Here is a 21,249-nt window from a genome sequence, read left to right on the forward strand (position 1 = left end):
CAATCCATTGATTTTACTATGCCGCTGAGAGGAATCGAACCTCCCACCTTTTGATTACGAATCAACTGCTCTACCAACTGAGCTACAGCGGCATATAAAAAGTATACTTAAGTTTGGTGATGTTGCAATACTACTCCTATGGTCCAGTCGGCATTTTTGTTCAGGGGTAAAAAGTTTATGCTTTGGCTGACTGGGAGGCCGTAGCCGTTTACTATTAGTGCGTAGAGGTAGGATGGTAGCATGCAGTAGTTGTAGAGCATGAAGTTATCGGGGTGGATTTCTTCCAGGGTGGACCATTTTTGGTGGCAGATGTTTTTATCTGCGAAATAGATTAAGTCCTGGTTGGTAAAATGTTGTTTTGTGGTTGGGAAGATTTTGTCGTTGAGCATGAAGGAAATGCCGCCAATGATGTACCAATTGTCTACCGGGTTTAAAGCGAGTACTGATTTGATGGTTTTTCTTACTGAATGAACTTCATTGACTAAAATGGATATTTCATTTTTGCATGCGTAGGCATCACCTTCAGCCAGGCGTCCGCTGGGTAATTCGTAGTCATTGGGGAAACAGGATTTCAAATCAAAGAATTGATGCCCCATTTCATTTTGACCAAGCCCAAGAAAGCTGTGGGTATATAAACGGTATTTTTTTCCGTATAAGTTAAATTCTACGGTATCTTTTTTATCAATAGTTGACTCATCCTTTAAAGGAATAACAATTTGTACGGAAGCGCCGCCAATATCCATTACACCGGCCAAAGGTTTTTCGGTTTGATCAAACAGTTTTAATTGGTAATTTGTTGCCAACCAGGCAAAAACCCCTTCTTCATTACCGGTGATGGTTCGTGCAGAAACCAAACGCCAGTAGTATTGTTTATCAAACCAGTCAGCTACCAATTGATTTACATTTTTATGATGGGTCTTTGGTAATAACCGCATTCCTGCAGTTGAGTAAAAGTAAACTGGCATCTGGACGGTTGGAGCATCGGTAAATAATTTTTCCATATAGACTGAAATTGACCGATGTTCATGTTCAAGGGTCGATAGTCCCGGTAATGCCTTTCTATTCCATATTTCCCTGATGCCGGTTGGAGTATTGGTTTGATCAAGATCATAGGCATAAACATGCAATCGGGATCCGGAGCTGCCTGCATCAATTACAGCAAGACAATGATGATTCAGGCAATCTGATTTATCAGCAAAAGAAACAGAAGTGAAAACAAATAATATACTGGCGAGTGTCCATAATCGGTACATAATCTATCCTTACAGCCTAAGATAAAATTATCCTACCTGAGTAAATTCTTAGGGTCAAAACTTAAATGCACTTTTAAAAATGAATCATTTTAAAAATTTAACAATTGAAAATATTCAATCCCGAACTTATATAATTTTTTATTATAATCATATAGTTACAAATAATTTTGGAGCAAAGTCAATGACAGGGAAGCCCTGCAAGAACAAACCATCAAGGATCAGCTAAAAACTTTCTTTTAAAAGTTCAAAAATTATGCTATAAACGCCAAAATTTAATTCATACTGAATTGATAATTGAGTAACTTGATGAAATAAATTAACTGATTATTCAATTACAAAGAAACTATTTTATATTTTTTATTGTAAGAGTAGTTTTAAAATATTTCAGTTAAATATAACATTAGAGTTTATACTTTTAATAACCATGTGAGAAATAAACAGCCTGTGAAAAATCCAACCTTAGCTAAACCCATCAAAGATAGTGGCTACCGCCGTGGGTTAAAAGACCGTCATGTTCAGCTGATTGCTTTAGGTGGGATCGTTGGATCCTGTTATTTTCTAGGGACTGGAGAGGTCATTAACCTCGTTGGCCCGGCTGTGTTTATTGCGTACATGTTAGGTGGCTTGATCATCTATTTAACGATGTTGTGTATGGGTGAACTGGCTGTAGCTATCCCTATTTCTGGATCCTTCGTCACTTATACTTCTGATTTTGTATCACCTTCTGTTGCCTGTGGGGTTGGCTGGTCGTACTGGATAAGCTGGGTGGCTTATATTCCCGCTGAATGCGTCGCCGGCGGCATAATTATGGAAATGTTTACCGGAATCAATGGCTATGTCTGGGCAATTTGTTTTGGCTTACTGATTACCTACATCAATCTGGCAAAAGTAGATACTTTTGGTGAAATTGAATTCTGGCTCGCTCTAATCAAAATTGTTGCACTGATGGCATTTGTGGTTTTAGCGTTGCTCATTTTCTTTGGCGTGATCCATGGAACCGAACCACCTGGAATCATTGGTTTTAAATATATGTTAGGAGATGGAGGTCTGCTTCCTAACGGCACCATGTCCTTATTGACGGCCATGGTTCTGCTTCTGGTTAACTATCAAGGTTCGGAAATTATTGGCCTTGCTGCAGGGGAATCTGAGAATCCTGCTCGAATGATCCCGCATGCCATACGGAATGTTACGTTACGAATCTTGTTCATTTACATCATACCCGTGTTTTGTCTAGTGTTGATCTTTCCATGGCAAAAAGCCGGATTATCAAACTCAGTATTTGCTGACGCACTTAATTTTTACGGTTTAAATTGGGCTGGAGCAGTAACCAGTTTTGTGACTCTTTCCGCTACTCTTTCCTGCGCCAACTCGGGATTCTATGGTACCGTGCGATCGCTCAATGCGCTTGCCAGAGATGGTATGGCTCCTCATGCTTTTGCTAAATTCAATCGTAATGCTATCCCGCAAAATGCTGTAATCGCTACCCTGACCGGAGTTTGGACATTATTGGGTGTTGGGTACTTTTTTGGTCAAACCAAGCTTTATATTGCATTACTCCTAGTCTCTGGATTTACTGGTACTTTAGCCTGGATTTCTTTATGTCTGTCTCAAATCAGTTTTAGAAATCGGCTGTATCAGGCGGGTTATACCATCAAAGATCTGCGTTATGTGACGCCCTACTCTCCTTATACTGGAATAGTAGCCATTATCTTGATGTTATTTGCTTTATTCTTTCTGGTTTTAAATAAAGATCCAATGTATAAACTGGCTTTTGGAATCGGCGTAGTGAGCTTTATATTACCCATTATCATCTATAAATTATTCGATTTATCTAAAGACAGACGCAAAGCCTTACATGTCAAAAGTCGGGTTAAGTTTCAGGATTTATTTCCTCCACTTTAGCTGTTGAGAAAGTTAAGGAAGTATTTTATTCCTGATTTAGCTGAAATAGCTTTTATTTTCTTTATCACGGTCTCAAACATTTTTGTCTCTCACTTGGCTTTCGCCAAGTGACTTATCTAAAAAATTCCTGAGTAAAAATCAATAAGTTACAGAACTCCCCTTTTATTTTCTTAACTGAAATCGATAGGTTAACTAAAGAACATATTGATTGCTATTACACTCTTCGTTTAACAAATATGAAACAATAAAGAAACAAACCTAACGAAACATTGCAATATTTCCTCACATTTGATATTATTTGACCAATTTCTTTCTGTAATAAATATAAAGGTGTTTTATGCATAACCTCCCTAAAGAACTATACCATAGTCAAGTTGTTGGAAAAATGAGCTATATTGTAAGTCGTTTGGAACACATTGATCCAGAAAATGTGTATCAGGATATTAGGGATGATTATAAAGAAGAAATGCACTGGATAAAGGAAGTAAAGGACTTTAATACCATTATGCAAGCGAGCACGTCAGGTCAGTGTCCCGACTTTGATACATTAAGTAAAAAAGCATTGGTAGTACAGGAACTGGGTCGATTAGTCAGTTTAATTCAACCATTTACCATGAAAAAAGAAGTGGTTGTATCGATGTATGAAAAGATGAAAAAACACCCCAATTTATGGTCCAGTACTTATCACCATCGATTAAATGAGTTGGAACAATTAAACAATTCGATTGCTAATTTGCCCGAGTCAGTCAAGAACTTTGTCAATGCCATCGTGACCAATTTGAAAATCCATCTGGCAGAGAATGGTTTATCAGATGAAGATCCGATTGCGAATGAGTTGTTTAAGCTGTCAACAAGCATGCGAGACACAGGATATACCAATATTAATAGCCTGATCTCTTTATTTATTGACTATATGCGTACACATTCCGATTCTCAACCTTTTACAGGTGTTTTGAGTCAGGAAGAGCAATCACAAATGGTCTCTGCATTAGTAGCCCATCGCACGACAGAACTCACCAGTAACGTCTTAAAAACAAGATTACACGACTTGGCATCAACAAGCATGGTCAATAAAAAGTTACTTAGGAGCATTGATGAAATTTTCAAACAAGATAATGAATTAAAAGCTCTGAGTGAGATGCGGCTTGGTAAACATAAGATCTATATATTTCAAGTTGAAGAGTTCTTTGCAAAAGTATCCCAACAGGTTGATACAGATATCATTCAACATACAGAAAAACTCTGTAACCTTTTTTTATTAAGCAAAGCATTTCCTGCGGCTAAGGGATACATTGAAGTTGCGTTAGAGCAATCTCCTGAGGATCTCGACACATTAATATCAAGTCCTGATTTTCTGCATCAAATTATTATTGATGTTGTTTACTCAAAATGTCCCGGACAGGATGAATTAGAATCTCAAACTCGAGATCAATTATTAACTCAACTCTATGCTATGTTAACAGAACTTAATTTAAATCCATCTTCCAATTATCCTAAACAACTATACCAATTGATCCATGCTCTGGTTCAAAACGTTCTGGATGGAATACCGCAACGAAAAAATCAACTTGAATCTTTAGGATTTGGAGTCCCAACCTTTAAAACCATAGAAGAAGTAATCAAAAAATTGGATCCAAACAACGATCAAAATATTAATCTGGCCGTATTAGAATTTTATACCGCGATTCAGAAAGCAAAAGAAACTCATTTTTATCTTTTGCATGAACCATTAATTGGAAAGCAAATTGAGCAGATTAGTGCAAAGGATTTTAATGCATTTTTTAAAGAATGCTGTGATGCAGGTAAAAGTGCTGCTAAAAAGCTTGATGGCAATAGTTCAGGAATAACTGTCATTGTTGATATGTTAAAAGCCATAGCAAACTGGGGAATCTATATGTTCAGCTTAGGTACAACCCCTCAGTTTTTCAAAAAACCGAGAACCGCGGTAGATGATGTTGTCCAGGCAGTAAATGATTTGAAAGTAACGCTGGCCAATACTCTAGAGCATATTGATTTCAGTCAAGAGCCAAATCAAAGCATGGACTGTACAATCTAAAGCAGGTTATATCATGGAACCATGATCTTCAGAAATGTACTGAATGAACATGGTTTCATGTAGTTCTAAAGTGCCAGCTTAACTCGGATCGTATTCTGGAATTCCCATAACACGATCATTCAGTCTTCACTCAAAAACAGGTAAACCAACAATCAATGCAGCTTTTGCCCATTGGGTACTTTTGGATCTGTCGTAATTAAGCAAATAGCGCCTTGTTCATCAGAAAATCCAACCAGCAAAAATTGCGATATAAATCCCGCAATATTTTTTTCACCTAAATTAACGCAACCTACAACGGAGCGGCCTAATAAAGTTTCGGGAGTATAATGCACCGTAACTTGCGCGGATGTTTGTAAAACGCCTATGTCTTTACCGAAATCTACCCATACCTTATAGGCAGGTTTTTTTGCACGTAGAAACTCTTCTACTTTTACTACAGTGCCAGATCGTAATTCAATTTTTTCAAAATCTTCATAACTCGCTAACATGATTCCTTCCTATCAAAAAGAAGCAAACTTATCATAAATGAACAGTATTGTCTTGATGCGTGAATTACAGGAAGACAAAACTCCAAAATACAGCAGCTCAGTTCGACTATTGAACCAATGGATTTTTTAAGATCGGGCGTTTAACGATTTGAGTTAAAATTAATCCCCAAATTCACCACTCTTACTGATACCTGTTTTTTTACGTTCTCGTAGCGTTTCAATGACCACATAAAAAACAGGAACAACCAAAAGACTCAGTACCGTCGCAACCAGCATGCCCCCCAAAACTGTAGTGCCAATTGAGTGGCGGCTGGCGGCTCCTGCTCCAGTAGCCGTTGCCAAGGGTAGTACACCAAAGATGAACGCGAAGGCAGTCATTAAAATAGGCCTTAAACGTAATGCGGCAGCTTCCCTTGCAGAATCAATAATGGACGCACCTGTATGGCGTTTTTCTTTTGCGAATTCCACAATCAAAATTGCATTTTTGGCCGCAAGACCAATTAACAAGATCAAACCAATTTGCGCGTATACATCCAAGTCCAAATGTCGTAGCAAAAGTGCTAGCCCTGCACCTAAAAGAGCTAAAGGAACTACCAATAAAATCATGAACGGCATGGACCAGCTTTCATATAAAGCAGAAAGAAACAGAAATACGAAAACCAGACACAACATAAAAATTAATGAAGCCATATTACCTGCTTTTAATTGCTGGTAGGTAATACCAGTCCACTCCATTTCATAACCTTTAGGTAATTTTTTGGCTGCTAAATGTTCAACAGCAGCCAACGCTTGACCTGAACTATAACCAGGTGCAGGAGCACCGTTCAGATTAGCTGCGGTATATAAATTGTAATGAGGAATGTTATAGGCGCCATTAGTATATTCAACTTTTAATAAACTACTTAAAGGGACCATAGCACCTGTATTGCTTTTAACATAAAGCTTGCTGATATCAGTCACCTCAGCCCTTGAATTGCCCTCAGCCTGAACCATTACCCGATAGGTTTGTCCATATTTGGTGAAGTTGTTAATATAAAATGAACCCAAATAGGTTTGTAATGTTGCAAGTAATTCGTTGATTGATACATTTAAAGCCTTGGCTTTTGTTCTATCTATATTCAAAAATAACTGAGGTACCTGAACCGACAAATCAGAAAATAATCCCTGAATAGCAGGATCTTTATTAGCATCTTCCACAAATTGGTTAACAACCGCGGCTAATTGGTTTACTCCCTGATTATTCACATCCTCTATTTCAAGCTGAAATCCACCAACAGATCCGAGACCTGGAATAGTTGGGGCGTTTAATACACCAATCCTGGCATCATTTATAGTATTAAATTGGGCTTGTACCTTCTTCATTATGCCTGTAGCACTTAACTCTGGCGTAGTCCGCTCTGACCAAGGCTTTAATATTACAAACATTACGGCTGTATCAGGTTGATTTATTGAATCAATAATGTTGAATCCATTAATACTGATCACATTAGCTACACCATCAGTTGAAGACAATATTTTAAGCGCCTTTTTGACGGTTTCTTCTGTCCTGTATAAAGAAGAGGCATCTGGACCTTTAACAACTGTAATAAAATAGCCTTGATCTTCTTCGGGCAAAAATCCGGTGGGCAGTGATTTGAAAACAAATGCTGTGGCTACACCTAGCAAGGCAAAAATAATTAAAACTATTTTTTTATGAGTCAAACACAATTCGACCATCGCTTTATATTTGTTTAAGGTTGCTTGATAACCTCGCTCAAACCAACGAAACAAAATAAAATTATTTTCTACTTTCTGTTTGAGTAACACCCCACATAAAGCAGGACTTAAGGTTAAAGAATTAATCCCGGAAAGCGCCACTGAAAAAGCAATTGCCAAAGCAAATTGATTGTACAAACTACCCGTCATTCCAGGTATAAACGCAACAGGAACAAACACTGCCAACAGAATTAATGTTGTTGCTATAATAGGGCCCTGTACTTCCTTAGTAGCTAATAAAGTGGCTTCTTTAATGTCAGAAACATGTTCTTCCAATTTTTTCTCAACGTTTTCAACCACTACAATCGCATCGTCAACGACCAATCCTATTGCGAGCACCAATCCTAAAAGACTCAAAGTATTTATCGAAAACCCAAACACACTAAACAAGGCAAAGGTTCCAATCAAGGACACTGGAATCGCAATACAAGGAATCAGAGTGGTTCTCCAGTTTTGTAAAAATAAAAAAACCACAATAAAGACCAAGCCTATTGCTTCAAACAGGGTAATCACTACTTCTTTTAGTGATTCCTTAACGAACTTGGTTGTGTCGTATACGATGGTGTAATCCATTCCATCCGGAAAATCTTTTTTCATTTTATCCATAAGCTTTCTAATGCCATCTGCCAGCTGCAGAGCATTGGCTCCTGGCAATTGATACACACCAATACTGGCATTAGGCTTTCCATTAAGTTGTGAGGTAGTGATGTAGGTTTCAGCACCCATTTCGACACGCCCGAGATCTTTAACGCGTACTATCTGTCCATTCTGATTCGTTTTAACAATAATGTCTTCGAATTGCTGTGTGTCACTTAATTGGCCTAGAGTAGTAATTTGATACTGAAAAGGAATGGTTTGAGGAACCGGTGGTTGGCCTATAACCCCCACTGCCGCTTGCTGATTCTGCTCTTTAACTGCATTGATAACTTCTATCGGAGATATGCCCATACTCACCAGCTTGTCCGGGTTTAACCAAATTCGGATAGAATATTGCAATAAACCAAAGTTATTCACGTTACCGACTCCGGGTATTCGCTCAATCGCCGGAGTAAGATGAATGTCCGCATAGTTGCCCAGAAACACATCATCCAATGTGCCGTCAGGAGAGATTAAGTTAACCACCAGAACCATATCGCTGGAAACTTTTTGGATGGATATGCCTGCCTGAATCACATCAGGAGGAAGCAAGGGATTGGCTGTATTCGAGTTATTGAGCACATCAACCGCACCAATATCCACATCATACCCCACATCGAAAGTAATACTGATGATCGAGTCACCATTATTAGTACTGTTGGAAGACATATAAATCATGCCTTCAACTCCATTAATATTTCGTTCAAGAGGAGTTGTAACGGTATCGGATACAACTTGAGAGCTTGCTCCAATATATTGAGAAGAAACCTGTACTTCTGGTGGAACTATTGACGGATATTGGGCTACAGGCAGAATAAAAATACAAATTCCACCAACAAGTACCATGATGATGGCTATTACCATGGCAAAAATAGGTCTATATATAAAAAATCTAACCATTATTTTGGCCTTGCTTTTCTTGCATTTGAGGAATTACATTTTCACCAGGTATAATTTTTTGTAACCCGTTAAGGATTAGCAAATCCCCTTCTTTAACTCCGGAAGTTACGATATAGTGTTGTTTGTACATCCCCGAAGTTTGTATTGTACTTACTTCAACCTGATTTTTTGCATTGACTAAATAGACTGTTCTTTGACCTTGAGATTCGGTTACAGCTGAGGCAGGAATGAGTATTGAAGGTTCATCATTAGTAAGTTCAAGAGTTATATTCACATAGATACCTGGCAACAGTAATTGCTCTGAATTGTCAACAACCGCCCTCATCAAAATTGTAGCAGTTGGGGTATCCGCCTGATTATTTACTAAATCAACCTTACCCGTGAATACTAATTTATTATCATGCGGTAACACTGCCTCAACATGAAAAGGCATGTTGTTTCGATATTTTAAAAAGGTTACATAGTCTTCAACGCTTGGGCTAAACAATACATAGATGGGATTTAATTGAACAATATTGGCCAGTAATGTGTTCTCACCAGCACCCACCAAATTTCCAACATCAACGTATTTTTTACCAATAATTCCATCAAAAGGAGCAAGCATGGAACAATATCCCAAATTGATCTCAGCTGTTTCAACATTCGCTTTCTGAACTAGAGTTTCGGCCTGAGCTTCGCCATATTGTGCAGCTGTTTCATCAAATAGTGTTTGCGACACATCTCCTTTTTTAACCAACTCTTTCAATCGGAGGTATTGAACCTTTTGATACTCCATATTGGCAATGCTTTTAGCGAGCTGTCCTTTAGCAAGGTCCAATTGAGCCTGAAAAGGCTTCGGATCAATAACATAAATTAATTGATCTTTTTTAACAGGCTTCCCTTCAATAAAATTCTTCTGAATAAGAAAACCCTCAACCCGTGCGCGAATACCCACTTCAGCTATGGATTGAGTGATACCAATATAAGATCGTTTCAGAGGAATTTTAGTTAAGGCAAGTTTAACTACAGGGACAGGACGAGGAGCATTCTGGACTGATTTATTGTCCTTGCAGGCTGCTAAAAAAAGCCCCATTAAGAATACTGTACCAATTAAAATACGTTTTGTGTACATAAAGTGTATTCATCCCTGATAAAATATAATTCACTATCTAACTATTTAGCATAGTTAGAGTGAATTACTAGGTCTTAATTGACTAAAACAGCGTTTTTTTTTGTATTTACCTTAAAAAAGACACCTTTTAAAATAAAACTCAATTCCCTTGAATTATAAATACCACTTATGCAGTTACTAACGCATCCAATTGAAACTCGGGAACCAAACTCTTAAGCAGAATCAACAACTCATCATCCTGATGTTCATAGCAGGCGGTATTCAACATGCGCATGGTTTGTGTTAACTCATGCCAGTCCAACTCTCTAAATCGAGCTTTAAACAGTTTTTCGTGTTCAGTGGACGCTAATTGTTCCGTCTCATGAAACAATTCTTCATACATTTTTTCACCTGGGCGCAAACCAGTATATTCAATCATTATATCCTTTCCTGGCTCTTTTCCAGCCAGTCGAATCATTTGCTCTGCCAAATAACTGATTTTAACCGGATCGCCCATATCAAGAACGAATATTTCACCGCCATGTCCATTGACCATCGCTTGCAAAATCAATTGGCATGCCTCAGGAATGGTCATAAAATAACGTTGCATGTCAGGATGGGTAACCGTCAAGGGACCGCCCGCCTGCAATTGTTTTTGAAATAACGGAACTACAGAACCGGCGGATCCCAGAACATTACCAAAGCGAACTGTAATGAATTGTGTTTCAACTCGAATATTCAAGTTTTGACAGTAAATTTCAGCAACACGTTTGGTGGTACCCATAATGTTGGTTGGATTAACTGCTTTATCTGTAGAAATCAAAATAAACTTCTCTACACCCACCGCGACACTGGCTTTAGCAACAACCTGAGTGCCCAGAACATTATTAAAAACTGCCACCCTGATTTGGTTTTGTAACATAGGTACATGTTTGTACGCAGCAGCATGAAATACAATTTCAGGTTGAAAACGCTGAAAAATATGATTTATTGCCACTTCATCGGTAACACTGACCAATCCTAGATCAATGGGAATCTCTGGAAAATTGAGTTTAAGTTCCTGTTCAATCTGATAGAGATTAAATTCGGAATTTTCAATTACAGCAAGACTTTCAGGTTTCAGCGCCATTACCTGACGGCACAACTCGGAACCTATAGAACCACCACCACCAGTAATTAATACACGTTTTCCAGAAATGGTCGTCGCTATTCTGTCCCATTCCAGATTAACCTGATCCCTTCCTAATAAGTCTTCAATATTTACTGGTCTTAGCGCATTGACTTCGACACGGCCAGCTGCCAAAGCTGAAATGCTGGGTAATGTTCTGAATGGCACATTACAGGTTTCGCAAAGAGTCACTATGCGACGCATGGTGGCGGATCGGGCTGAAGGTATGGCAATAAAAATAAGATCGACTACATTTTGTCTGACTAAATCAGCAATTTGACGTGTAGTTCCCAAAACCCTCACCCCATGCACTTCCAGACCACGCTTGCTGATATTATCATCAACAAAACCTATAGGCTGATAGTAACTACTGCGCTTTAAGTCTCGAACCAAGCCTTCACCTGCCTGCCCAGCGCCAACGATTAAGACTCTTTTGACATCTAAAATTTTATCGTTTCTTCCTCTTCTGTCCCATCGCAACCGAATTAACAATCGGCCGCCGCACAGTATGGATGCCAGAATAATGCAATATAATGGAAAAACTGATCGGGATAAATGGTGCAATATTGAAGTAGCGTAAAATACCGGGATCACCAAAAACATGGCGGCAACTGAAGCTTTTAAAATACGAATAACATCATTTAACGAAGAAAAACGCCATAAGCCCCGATATATTTTAAAGTAGTAAAAACAACTGATCTGTACAACAAATAACAAAGCCAGGGCAACAAAAGAATGAGTTGATGTTAACATGCTAGGATATGGCTGCATGTTATATCGCAACCAGTACGCAGCATACCATGCCACTGGAATAGCCGTTATATCAAAAAGAATAACTGGAAATTTAGACAGTAATTTTTTTATTAATAATTTTATTCGATGCTTCATATAATATACAGTGTTAAATCCATTATAATAAAAAAGGATGTTACACCATGTTACTCTTCATCGCATTAAAAATTCGTAAACATTTCATACCGATATTCTGAATCAGGATTTTCTGCCGTAAAGGATCTGGTTAACTTGTAATCAGTTTGATTATCAAGTACTGCCTTTAAACATGCATCACTTGGTGCGTAGAATACCTGCCCATCTTTTATAAACGATGTCAAAATAATAATTTCCGGTCGTTCAAATAAAATTTGATGACAAAACTGATCATATCGTTGCTGTCCCGGGTATTGCGTCATGGATAAATTATTCAAGCAATAAGAGTCAATAAAATGCAATTTACTCAAATATGGAATCATACCTGAATCACCCAATACAACCCTGTCATCAATCCTCGCGTTAGCATTCAGCCACTGAATTACAGACATTCGTAATTGCTCTCCTCGGACAGGATTCTCGCTAAAATAGCGATATTGTGCCAGAGACATCCAGGGCAAAAACAGAGTAAGCACAGCACATATCACAAGGTACAAGGCAAACGTTGTAAAAGTTTCCTTTTTTTTAAATAAGGATAAATTCAGTTGGTCAAGCCCTTTATAGGCAAGTGGTATAAACAATGTAAATGCGGGTAAAAAAAGGCGATTATCAAAAGCAACGATGGGATCTGCATCTCGTAACATTATGAGATAAGCCAAACTGGGTAAGCATAGAAAGAAGTACCGTTTATCCCAAGCCTTTATAAAGGCAGGAAGAGCTAAAATGACAAAAGGCCAAATGAGCTTTAGGTAGTTGAGATCCAGCTCATATAAAAATCCCTCAGTAAACCCTTTGCAATAAACAGAGTTAGGAAACAAAAATCCATAATAATGCCAACGCCAGAGAAAATAAGGGAGATAAAACAACACTAGCGAAACAAAAAAATACAGTACCCCTTTCCTGTGGCGGTGTAAGCTGGTTTGAGGCCTGTCCCAGCATATTAAAATAAAGAACAGGATCATGAAAGCAGGTGCTTCAGGCCGCGTCATTCCAGCCAGGGCAAGTAAGATACCTGCAATAAAAAAACTGAAGGTTCGGAGTTCACCCCGCCCTCCAGGATATAAATCATATCCTTGTCCTCGAAAAATAAAATAGACAGAACCACAGATTAACGCTTGATAGACAGTAGTCTCAAACCCACTTACTGCCCAAATGATTTGTCCTTTGTATACTAATAAAATAATGCAAGGAATCAGAGATTCACGTATTGTAAACCAAAACCGGCTTATCAAAAAAAGAAAACAACAAGTACCCACCAAGCCAATAAAACCTGCCGTTTTTAAAGTAACAATCGGATTTCCATTAAATACTAAGGACAATGCTCCCAATACTACGAAACTAAAATTGGAATATCCCTCGACTGGTGGTGAATCAAGATTCCATAACAACCCATCTCCTGACGCCCAATTTCTGGCATAGCGTAAGGAAATGTACATATCATCTATTGTAAACGGCCAAATGGCTTGAATTTGCAAAACCAACAAATAAAAAAACACTAAAACAAAAATAGTGTCATACCAACGTAAACCCGATCTCATCAAGTCAATGCCATAAACGTAAGAATGACAAAACAATACAGATTTAATCGGGATAATCGATCACCAAGAAATACATTAACGGGATCATCATTTTCGACATTCTGATTAGATAGCCAGGCAAAACGCCATAGAGCAATTGCAGCAAATGGTAAGGTTAATATAAAGAAAAATGACTCGCCTCGTGCGTATACGGTATAAAACAAATAAGTAACAAAACAGGCCAATCCGGTTCCTACTATGAGTTGCTGTAACAGATCAGGATTATATTTTCTTAGTACTGTCCGGGTAGAGTTTTTTAATCCCAAATGCATTTCCAATTGGCGCTTGTTTAATGCGATAAATAAACTAAGCAAGGTTGCAGCTACTATCAGCCAGCCAGAAATAGCAACTCCTATGCCTACAGTACCAGCCAGTACTCTCAGCATAAATCCCATAGCGATGCAGGCAACATCCAGTATCGGAATTAATTTTAACACGTGGTTATAAGCCAGATTAATCAACAAGTATATCGTTAGAATAATAGCCAACTGTTTGGAGATCAGTACGCCAAGAACCAGGCCGGTTACCAACAACAAAAACAACATAAAAATCGCATCGGATACAGTGATCTGATCGCTGGCTAAAGGTCTATGGCATTTATAGGGGTGTAAACTGTCTTCATCCCTATCCTGAATATCATTATAAATATATACCGCACTGGAAATAAGACAGAAAGCAAGTGAAGCCAATAACGCAGGAACCAGATATCCTGGTACCGGAGTATAGATAAAGCCCAACATCACAAATACAGATTTACTCCAATGTGAAACGCGCAGAAGTAAAAAGAAATTAATTAACCTACCCATGTATCGTACCTTGATGGAGTTATTCAGCAATTCGATCATAATAATCTTCCCAAAACTATTTAAAACACCTTAAATCAATTCGTTCGTTCAACAAAAGAATGAACTGATTTATAAAGCAGGCCACAGGACATGGGCATCATTAAACCTCACAAGCAACGAGTTTCCGAGGAGGTCTATTGTAGTGTTCGACACTATTAAGATGAAACCTTTTGCTAAAAGTACCATAATCCTCAAAAAAATCATCATTTCAATAAGTTAAAATAAAAATAAAAGTGTTTGATATAAATTTATAAAATTATTTAATAAAAAATAACCAAATATGATTGCATTTAACCAATGAATAAGTAATATAAAAAACACATAAGGAAATTCTTCAAAGGATATGAGGTTTATTATGCGTTATATTTTACCACCTGGTGCATTTACAAGTATCAATTTTTTACGCGACGATTATCAGAAAGAACGAAAAGTCGACCTGGATAAATCACCATCAATGTTTGGCACTCCCATAATATTGGGAGGGACCGATGTAGTAGCTCGTGATGCCCAAACAAAATTTATTAAAAAGATGCTGGTTGTTTTTTCCGCCAATTTGCTTAAGGATGAACAAATTCAAGCCATGATGCAAAATGTAGAATTATGGGCTGGACAATTGGAAGCGCATTTTATTGCTTCCAGAATCATGCTTGCCACCTGTCTGTATGTTCAAACGCAAATAAAATCGCCCAAGACACATTCAGCATTATTTAATTTAATCAATCGAGATTTAGGGATTAACGCAGAAAACTATTTTGAAGAAGATGATAAATTAATATGTTTTATGGCAGCCAATACCTTTATTAATTCATCATTAATGGCACTTACACAGGCAAATACGGCCCTTAAGAAAGTAGGCATGGAGCCATTTTCAGACGAAGACTGGAACAAATTTTCCAAGTTCCTTAGCGAGACCTGCAAAAAATCAGGCGCTGATAATCCGTATAAAAATTACCCGGTTACATCAATCACTCAACCCATGTTTGGAGCTGCATTCGCTTATACCGGAGCGACCTTAGGGTGTATGGGTGGCCAAATGGTCAGCGACTCAGTCCAGGTCATCCCATTAAAATTTCAACTCACTGCTCTTATAGGCAGCTCATTACTGATGATTGGTTCAGCTGGTCCTATGGGGGTTGCACTATTTTCTCAGGTTATTGCATGTAAATTAATAACTACTTTTTGCAGTATCAGTATGGCTCACATACTTGGAACCGCGATGGGGATAGTAGGGCAAGGAGTTGGAATGGGAGTTGGTTTGCCATTGGATGCAGCTTATAATTTACTTTGGAAAGCCTGCGCAATCATTAGTGGTTATTATTCTGACATTCCAAATACTACAACAGGTATTCGTATTAAAGACGGTGCGAACATGATATGCGGTATGGAAGTAAAATTCCTTCCAGAATCCGATCCTACTTTAACACAACATCAAGATACACAATCTGTTGAAATGAAAGAAGGTAGCCTGCTCATCAACGGCAAGCCACTTGAAATTACTGATCCTGATTCTAAAATTCCCCCGGAAGTTCTTGAACAATTAAAATTAAAATTATGTCCTCAGGTGGATGATGCATTAATCAATTCCAAAAGCATCGAACAATCTACACCAGCTATGAGCACTTAGGCCCACTTTTCTGACTTATACCATTTGGCTCCCTGAAATAACGGGAGCCATGTTTCTTTGAGCAAGCTATCCGACATCAGTAACGCATTACTACATGTTCCTCACCCAAAACGCTAATTAAAAGACCGAGCAACTCATCGCTAGGCGTTACATGCCATTGCTGAGCCAGACTTAAATTAGCCCTTGCATGATCATTTGTATAAGAAAATTGCACCACACAACTCCCTGAGTGAGCTTTCAAAATGGATTGGATGGTTGGCAGCACAGACTGATTTGATTGATTCAATCTTAATTCCAGGCAACGGGCAAATTTGGTTCGGGATGATGAAATGCTATGCAATTGATTTGCTGTCATTTTAACCCCCCCATTATAATCATCATGGGCTACTTCACCCTCTACAACCAGCATGTTACCTGTTGCCAATGGCTCATTAAAAAGGTCAAATATCTCGCCAAATACGACAACATCCATGCGAGCTGTAGAATCATCCATACCAATGATCACTAATTTCTTGCCTCGTTTGGTAATGATTTTTCGAATCGCTGTAACCTGGGCACAGATGTTCGCCTTTTTATGCATGGAAGGATTCAATTGACTAATGGGAACTATAAAATCTCCAAACTCACGTCGGTACTGATCCGCAGGATGGCCGGTAAGATAAAAACCCAATACTTCTCGTTCGCCTTCCAGTCGATGGGCTTCAGACCATGGTTTGGATTGGATATAATCCTGTTCATCGGCCTTATCATCCAAAAGAGAAAATAGATCAAATTGTCCGCTGGACTGATTCTGATGTTCTTTTTCAGCCACTTTTAATGCTTTTTCCAAAGAAGCAGTTAATACCGCCCGCTCAATCTGCCAATCATCAAATGCGCCACTTTTAATTAATGCTTCCAGAACTCGCCTGTTTACTTTGCGTAAATCCAGTCTTTGACAAAAGCTAAATAAATCAGTGTAGGGCCCGTTCAAAGAGCGTTCCTGCGTAATGCAATCAATAGCAGACTCCCCTACTCCTTTTATCGCTCCAAGCCCGTATATAATTGTAGCATCATCACTTACAGTAAATGGATACATGGAGTGATTTATTGATGGCGGCAATACTTTGAGTTTCATATGAGCACATTCATCAATGAAAGTGACTACTTTATCCGTATTATCCATATCGGAAGACATTACAGCAGCCATGAAAGCGGCCGGGTAATGAGCTTTTAACCATGCTGTTTGATAAGCCACTAAAGCATAAGCTGCTGAATGCGATTTATTAAATCCGTATCCTGCGAATTTTTCCATCAAGTCAAATATGTGAGTCGCGACCTCTTCAGCTACTCCTCTTTCGGTAGCTCCCTTGGTAAAGATTTCGCGTTGTTTGGCCATCTCCTCAGGTTTTTTCTTACCCATGGCTCGACGTAACATATCTGCTGCGCCCAGGGTATAATTTGCTAATACCTGAGCAATCTGCATAACCTGTTCCTGATATAAAATAACCCCATAAGTAGGTTTTAGAATGGGCTCCAAATCAGGATGAGGATAATCCACCGCAGCTCGACCGTGTTTTCGATCAATAAAATCATCCACCATCCCTGACTGCAACGGACCGGGACGGAATAGAGCAACCAAAGCGATGATTTCTTCAAAACAGTCGGGTTGCAATCGGTTAATTAACTCCTTCATGCCACGTGATTCAAGCTGAAACACAGCGGTTGTCTTGCACGCTTTCAGCAAATCAAAGGTAGTTTTATCATCCGTTGGGATATGGCTGATATCAACTGGCGGCAAACCGGCCAGTTCACGTTGTTTATTTACCGTCGCCAAAGCCCAATCGATGATGGTAAGAGTCCGCAAACCCAAAAAGTCAAATTTAACCAGTCCGGCAGCCTCAACATCATCCTTATCAAATTGACTTACGATTTGGGTAGACCCCTCTTCACAATAAATAGCTGTGAAATCAGTAAGTTGTGATGGGGCAATGACTACCCCTCCAGCATGTTTGCCCGCGTTTCGTGTGATGCCCTCAAGTTTTAAAGCAAGATCGATTAATTCTTTAACGTCTTCTTCCTCTTCGTAGCGACGACGAAGTTCCGGTTCCTGCTCCATTGCTTTGCTTAAGGTAATTCCAATTTCAAAAGGAATAAGTTTGGCTAATTTGTCAACAAAGCCATAAGGATGCCCAAAAACACGCCCCACATCACGTACCACAGCCTTAGCGGCCATGGTACCGAAGGTAATAATTTGCGACACACTTTGTCTGCCGTATTTTTCAGCAACATATTCGATAACCCTGTCGCGGCCTTCCATGCAAAAATCAATATCAAAGTCGGGCATGGAAACCCGTTCAGGATTCAAAAAGCGCTCAAAAAGCAACTCAAATTCCAAGGGGTCAAGATCAGTAATCTTTAAAGCATAAGCCACTAGCGAACCAGCACCCGATCCACGACCAGGGCCTACAGGAACACCGTTTTGTTTGGCCCATTGAATAAAATCAGCAACAATTAAAAAATAACCCGCGAACCCCATGTTATTAATTACTTTTAACTCAATCTGCAGACGCTTATCGTATTCGTCTCTTGAAGCATTTAATTCTTCTTCGGATTTATTTCTGAAGAGATGTTTTAATCGTTCCTCCAGACCCAGCTCTGATAAGTGAGATAAATAGTCCTCAACTGTGGATCCTTCAGGAATAGGGAAATTGGGAAGATAATTATTTCCCAGATTCAGTTTGACATTGCACCGTTTACTGATTTCTACCGTGTTTGCTATGGCACTCGGCAAATCAGCAAATAAAGCTTCCATCTCCTCTGCAGAGCGTAAATACTGCTGTGAACTGTATTGTTGGACTCGGCGAGGATCAGCTAAAGTATATCCTTCATGAATACACACCCTGGCTTCATGGGCATCAAAATCTTCCCGATCCAGAAAGCGGACATCATTAGTTGCCACTATGGGTAACTGCAATTTATCGGCTAAAGCAATGACTTTCTCATTATATAAGTCTTCATCTGCCCTACCCGTGCGTTGAATCTCCAGATAAAAACGATTAGGAAATAATTTCATCCAGTGTAATGCCCGCTCAGTGGCCAGTGATTCATCATTAGCCAGAAGAGCCTGACCAATATCACCCGACTTAGCTCCTGACAGAGCGATTAATCCATCAGCATAATCATCAATCCATTGGAATTGTACTCTGGGTTGGCCATGATATTGCCCTTCCTGATAGGCTTTGGATACAAGGCAGGTTAAATTTTTATAACCTTGAGCATCAAGGCATAATAAAACCAAAGAACTGGTTACATCCGGGATTTCAGGATTATGGCAAGGAAGATCACTTCCGATAATGGGTTTGATTCCGGCATCAACGCCATTTTTAAAATGCTTTACAGCGGCAAATAAATTACAATAATCAGTCACCGCTACCGCACACATCCCTCTTGCCGGCAACGCTTTCATTAAAGGTTTAACCCGAACCAAACCATCTACTAAAGAAAATTCAGTGTGTACACGTAAATGAACAAAACGTTGTTGCATAGGAGGATAAACTCATTAAGCCTAATTAAGGAACTTTAACCTAAATAGCGGGATCGAATCCACTAGCAGTATCGATTTTTCTCTGTAGTGCCCGATTTTTTAAAACGTATTCCTGTCCCCTGTGGATTTATTTCAACTACGCTAAAGATTGATGCGGATCAAATGCATCTCTTACTGCATCGGCAAACAGGTTAATTGCCAGAACCAAAATAAACATAAAGAGAAATGCAGCAAAAATTGGCCACCAGACCACAGGATCACGAGCCAACTCCAGTCGAGCACCGTTGATCATGTTTCCCCAGCTGATGGTCATTGGAGAGACACCTACACCAACATAAGACAGCACTGCCTCTGCCATGACCAAAAAACTGAAATCCAGTACCAACGTGATCACCACTATATGCATCACATTAGGAAGCAAGTGTTTGCGAATGATCGTAAACCAGCTGCTCCCCAAAGCTCGGGCTGCGATCACATAATCTACTTCACGCAATTTCAAAGTTTCTGCTCGCAACAGACGGCATAAACTCGTCCAACTGGTTACGCCCAGGATCAGGCATAATGCCAATAATCGAGCATCAGCGCTTTGCGCCAAAGTAGCAAATTGCTCCGGATGACTGGCAATATAGGTTTGTAACGATAAAACTGAAGCAGTGATTAATAAAACACCTGGAATAGAACTTAAAGTGGTATAAATGTATTGAATGATGTCATCAACTACGCCACCAAAATATCCAGCTACTATGCCCAAAAATAAAGCTAAAGGAAGCATGAACAACGTAGTTAATAAACCAATGATTAATCCGGTTCGAATACTTTTCACACTAAAATAAAAGATATCCTGTCCAATCTGACCGGTTCCAAAGACATGAAATGATCGTGATAACCAATAACTCAAAAGCACGGCAAAAGTGAGTAGGCCTACGGTCAATAAAACAGTGATGCCTCTCGAGCTTAATTGATACAGTCGCTTCGATTGCGTCGCTAATCTAATTAAAAACACCAGCAGCCAACACACTAAAGTAACCCCTATACTATACACCAGTGCACGCTCGGTGACTGCTTTTATAATAATCACTTTATCTGCATCTGTCGTGATGGAAGCAGGAGGATACTTTAAGCGGGGATAGACCTGTTTTGTTATTCCATCCACCAGCTCGGTTTCGGTAACAAACATGGTTAACGCTAAAGGAGCAGAATAGGTTTTTTCATATACAGTACCTAGAGGAGCTAATATTTTATCCAAAAGTGATTCAGCAATATCAGAGCCAGTTTCACCCGATTTATAATGGATTGAATCCAGGACGCCAATAGTCAAAAACAGCAATAATACAATCGCGGCGCTTAGCGCTATAGGTCTATGCAAGATGATGGAAAAGGATAATCTGATGTGTTGCTTTCGCAAGCTGAACAAAGTGATGATCAACCCCAATACCAACAGAGTTAGAAAACACGTGTCTGTCCATAGAAATTCAAAGCTCATGATTCAACTCTCAAGTGATATT

General features: G+C 39.1%; 12 protein-coding genes and 1 tRNA gene. 3 read left to right on the forward strand and 10 right to left on the reverse strand.

From position 1 onward, the window contains the following. Positions 1-19: 19 nt before the first annotated feature. Together IZU94_RS07435 and IZU94_RS07440 are read right to left on the reverse strand one after the other, a co-directional pair. Positions 20-92 (reverse strand) — tRNA-Thr (locus tag IZU94_RS07435). Positions 93-107: 15 nt separating this feature from the next. Further along, complete coding sequence (locus tag IZU94_RS07440; RefSeq protein WP_203109447.1) at positions 108-1,253, reverse strand: acetate and sugar kinases/Hsc70/actin family protein; 1,146 nt, start codon at positions 1,251-1,253, stop codon at positions 108-110. Between the two features lie 426 nt (positions 1,254-1,679). On the opposite strand from IZU94_RS07440, the gene IZU94_RS07445 reads away from it, so the two are divergent. Next, entirely contained in the window at positions 1,680-3,155 is a 1,476-nt protein-coding gene (locus IZU94_RS07445; RefSeq protein WP_203109449.1) for an amino acid permease, read from the forward strand. A gap of 337 nt (positions 3,156-3,492) precedes the next feature. Next, the gene (locus IZU94_RS07450; RefSeq protein WP_203109451.1) at positions 3,493-5,211 is read left to right on the forward strand and encodes a hypothetical protein; all 1,719 of its coding nucleotides are present in this window, start codon (positions 3,493-3,495) and stop codon (positions 5,209-5,211) included. Positions 5,212-5,363: 152 nt separating this feature from the next. On the opposite strand, the gene IZU94_RS07455 is transcribed toward IZU94_RS07450, so the two are convergent. The 6 genes from IZU94_RS07455 to IZU94_RS07480 all read right to left on the reverse strand — a co-directional run bounded on the left by IZU94_RS07455 (position 5,364) and on the right by IZU94_RS07480 (position 14,597). Then, positions 5,364-5,699: a tRNA-binding protein gene (locus IZU94_RS07455; protein WP_203109453.1), complete on the reverse strand. Its 336-nt coding sequence runs from the start codon at positions 5,697-5,699 to the stop codon at positions 5,364-5,366. A 159-nt stretch (positions 5,700-5,858) separates the two neighbouring features. Next, the gene (locus tag IZU94_RS07460) at positions 5,859-8,990 is read right to left on the reverse strand and encodes an efflux RND transporter permease subunit (protein WP_203109455.1); all 3,132 of its coding nucleotides are present in this window, start codon (positions 8,988-8,990) and stop codon (positions 5,859-5,861) included. Then, positions 8,983-10,101, reverse strand: coding sequence for an efflux RND transporter periplasmic adaptor subunit (locus tag IZU94_RS07465; protein ID WP_203109457.1), 1,119 nt, complete (start codon positions 10,099-10,101; stop codon positions 8,983-8,985). Before IZU94_RS07465 ends, IZU94_RS07460 begins: the two co-directional genes overlap by 8 nt. A 166-nt stretch (positions 10,102-10,267) precedes the next feature. Beyond that, a complete protein-coding gene (locus IZU94_RS07470; protein WP_203109459.1) occupies positions 10,268-12,136 on the reverse strand; it encodes a polysaccharide biosynthesis protein in 1,869 nt (622 codons plus the stop codon). Positions 12,137-12,201: 65 nt separating this feature from the next. Next, a complete protein-coding gene (locus tag IZU94_RS07475; protein ID WP_203109461.1) occupies positions 12,202-13,713 on the reverse strand; it encodes a DUF8728 domain-containing protein in 1,512 nt (503 codons plus the stop codon). Next, complete coding sequence (locus IZU94_RS07480) at positions 13,713-14,597, reverse strand: decaprenyl-phosphate phosphoribosyltransferase (protein ID WP_203109464.1); 885 nt, start codon at positions 14,595-14,597, stop codon at positions 13,713-13,715. Before IZU94_RS07480 ends, IZU94_RS07475 begins: the two co-directional genes overlap by 1 nt. 355 nt (positions 14,598-14,952) lie before the next feature. Between IZU94_RS07480 and IZU94_RS07485 the strand changes: the two genes are divergently transcribed. Further along, complete coding sequence (locus IZU94_RS07485) at positions 14,953-16,221, forward strand: type IV secretion protein Dot (protein ID WP_203109466.1); 1,269 nt, start codon at positions 14,953-14,955, stop codon at positions 16,219-16,221. 76 nt (positions 16,222-16,297) lie between these two features. Here IZU94_RS07485 and dnaE read toward each other — a convergent pair whose 3' ends face one another. Together dnaE and IZU94_RS07495 are read right to left on the reverse strand one after the other, a co-directional pair. Beyond that, positions 16,298-19,744 carry a DNA polymerase III subunit alpha gene (gene dnaE, locus IZU94_RS07490; protein ID WP_203109468.1) on the reverse strand — a complete coding sequence of 1,149 codons (3,447 nt, stop codon included), beginning with the start codon at positions 19,742-19,744 and terminating at the stop codon, positions 16,298-16,300. A 136-nt stretch (positions 19,745-19,880) separates the two neighbouring features. Then, complete coding sequence (locus IZU94_RS07495) at positions 19,881-21,227, reverse strand: ABC transporter permease (RefSeq protein ID WP_203109470.1); 1,347 nt, start codon at positions 21,225-21,227, stop codon at positions 19,881-19,883. Positions 21,228-21,249: the final 22 nt, after the last annotated feature.

It is taken from the genome of Legionella bononiensis (genome assembly GCF_016786215.1).
In the GTDB taxonomy this organism is placed as follows: domain Bacteria; phylum Pseudomonadota; class Gammaproteobacteria; order Legionellales; family Legionellaceae; genus Legionella; species Legionella bononiensis.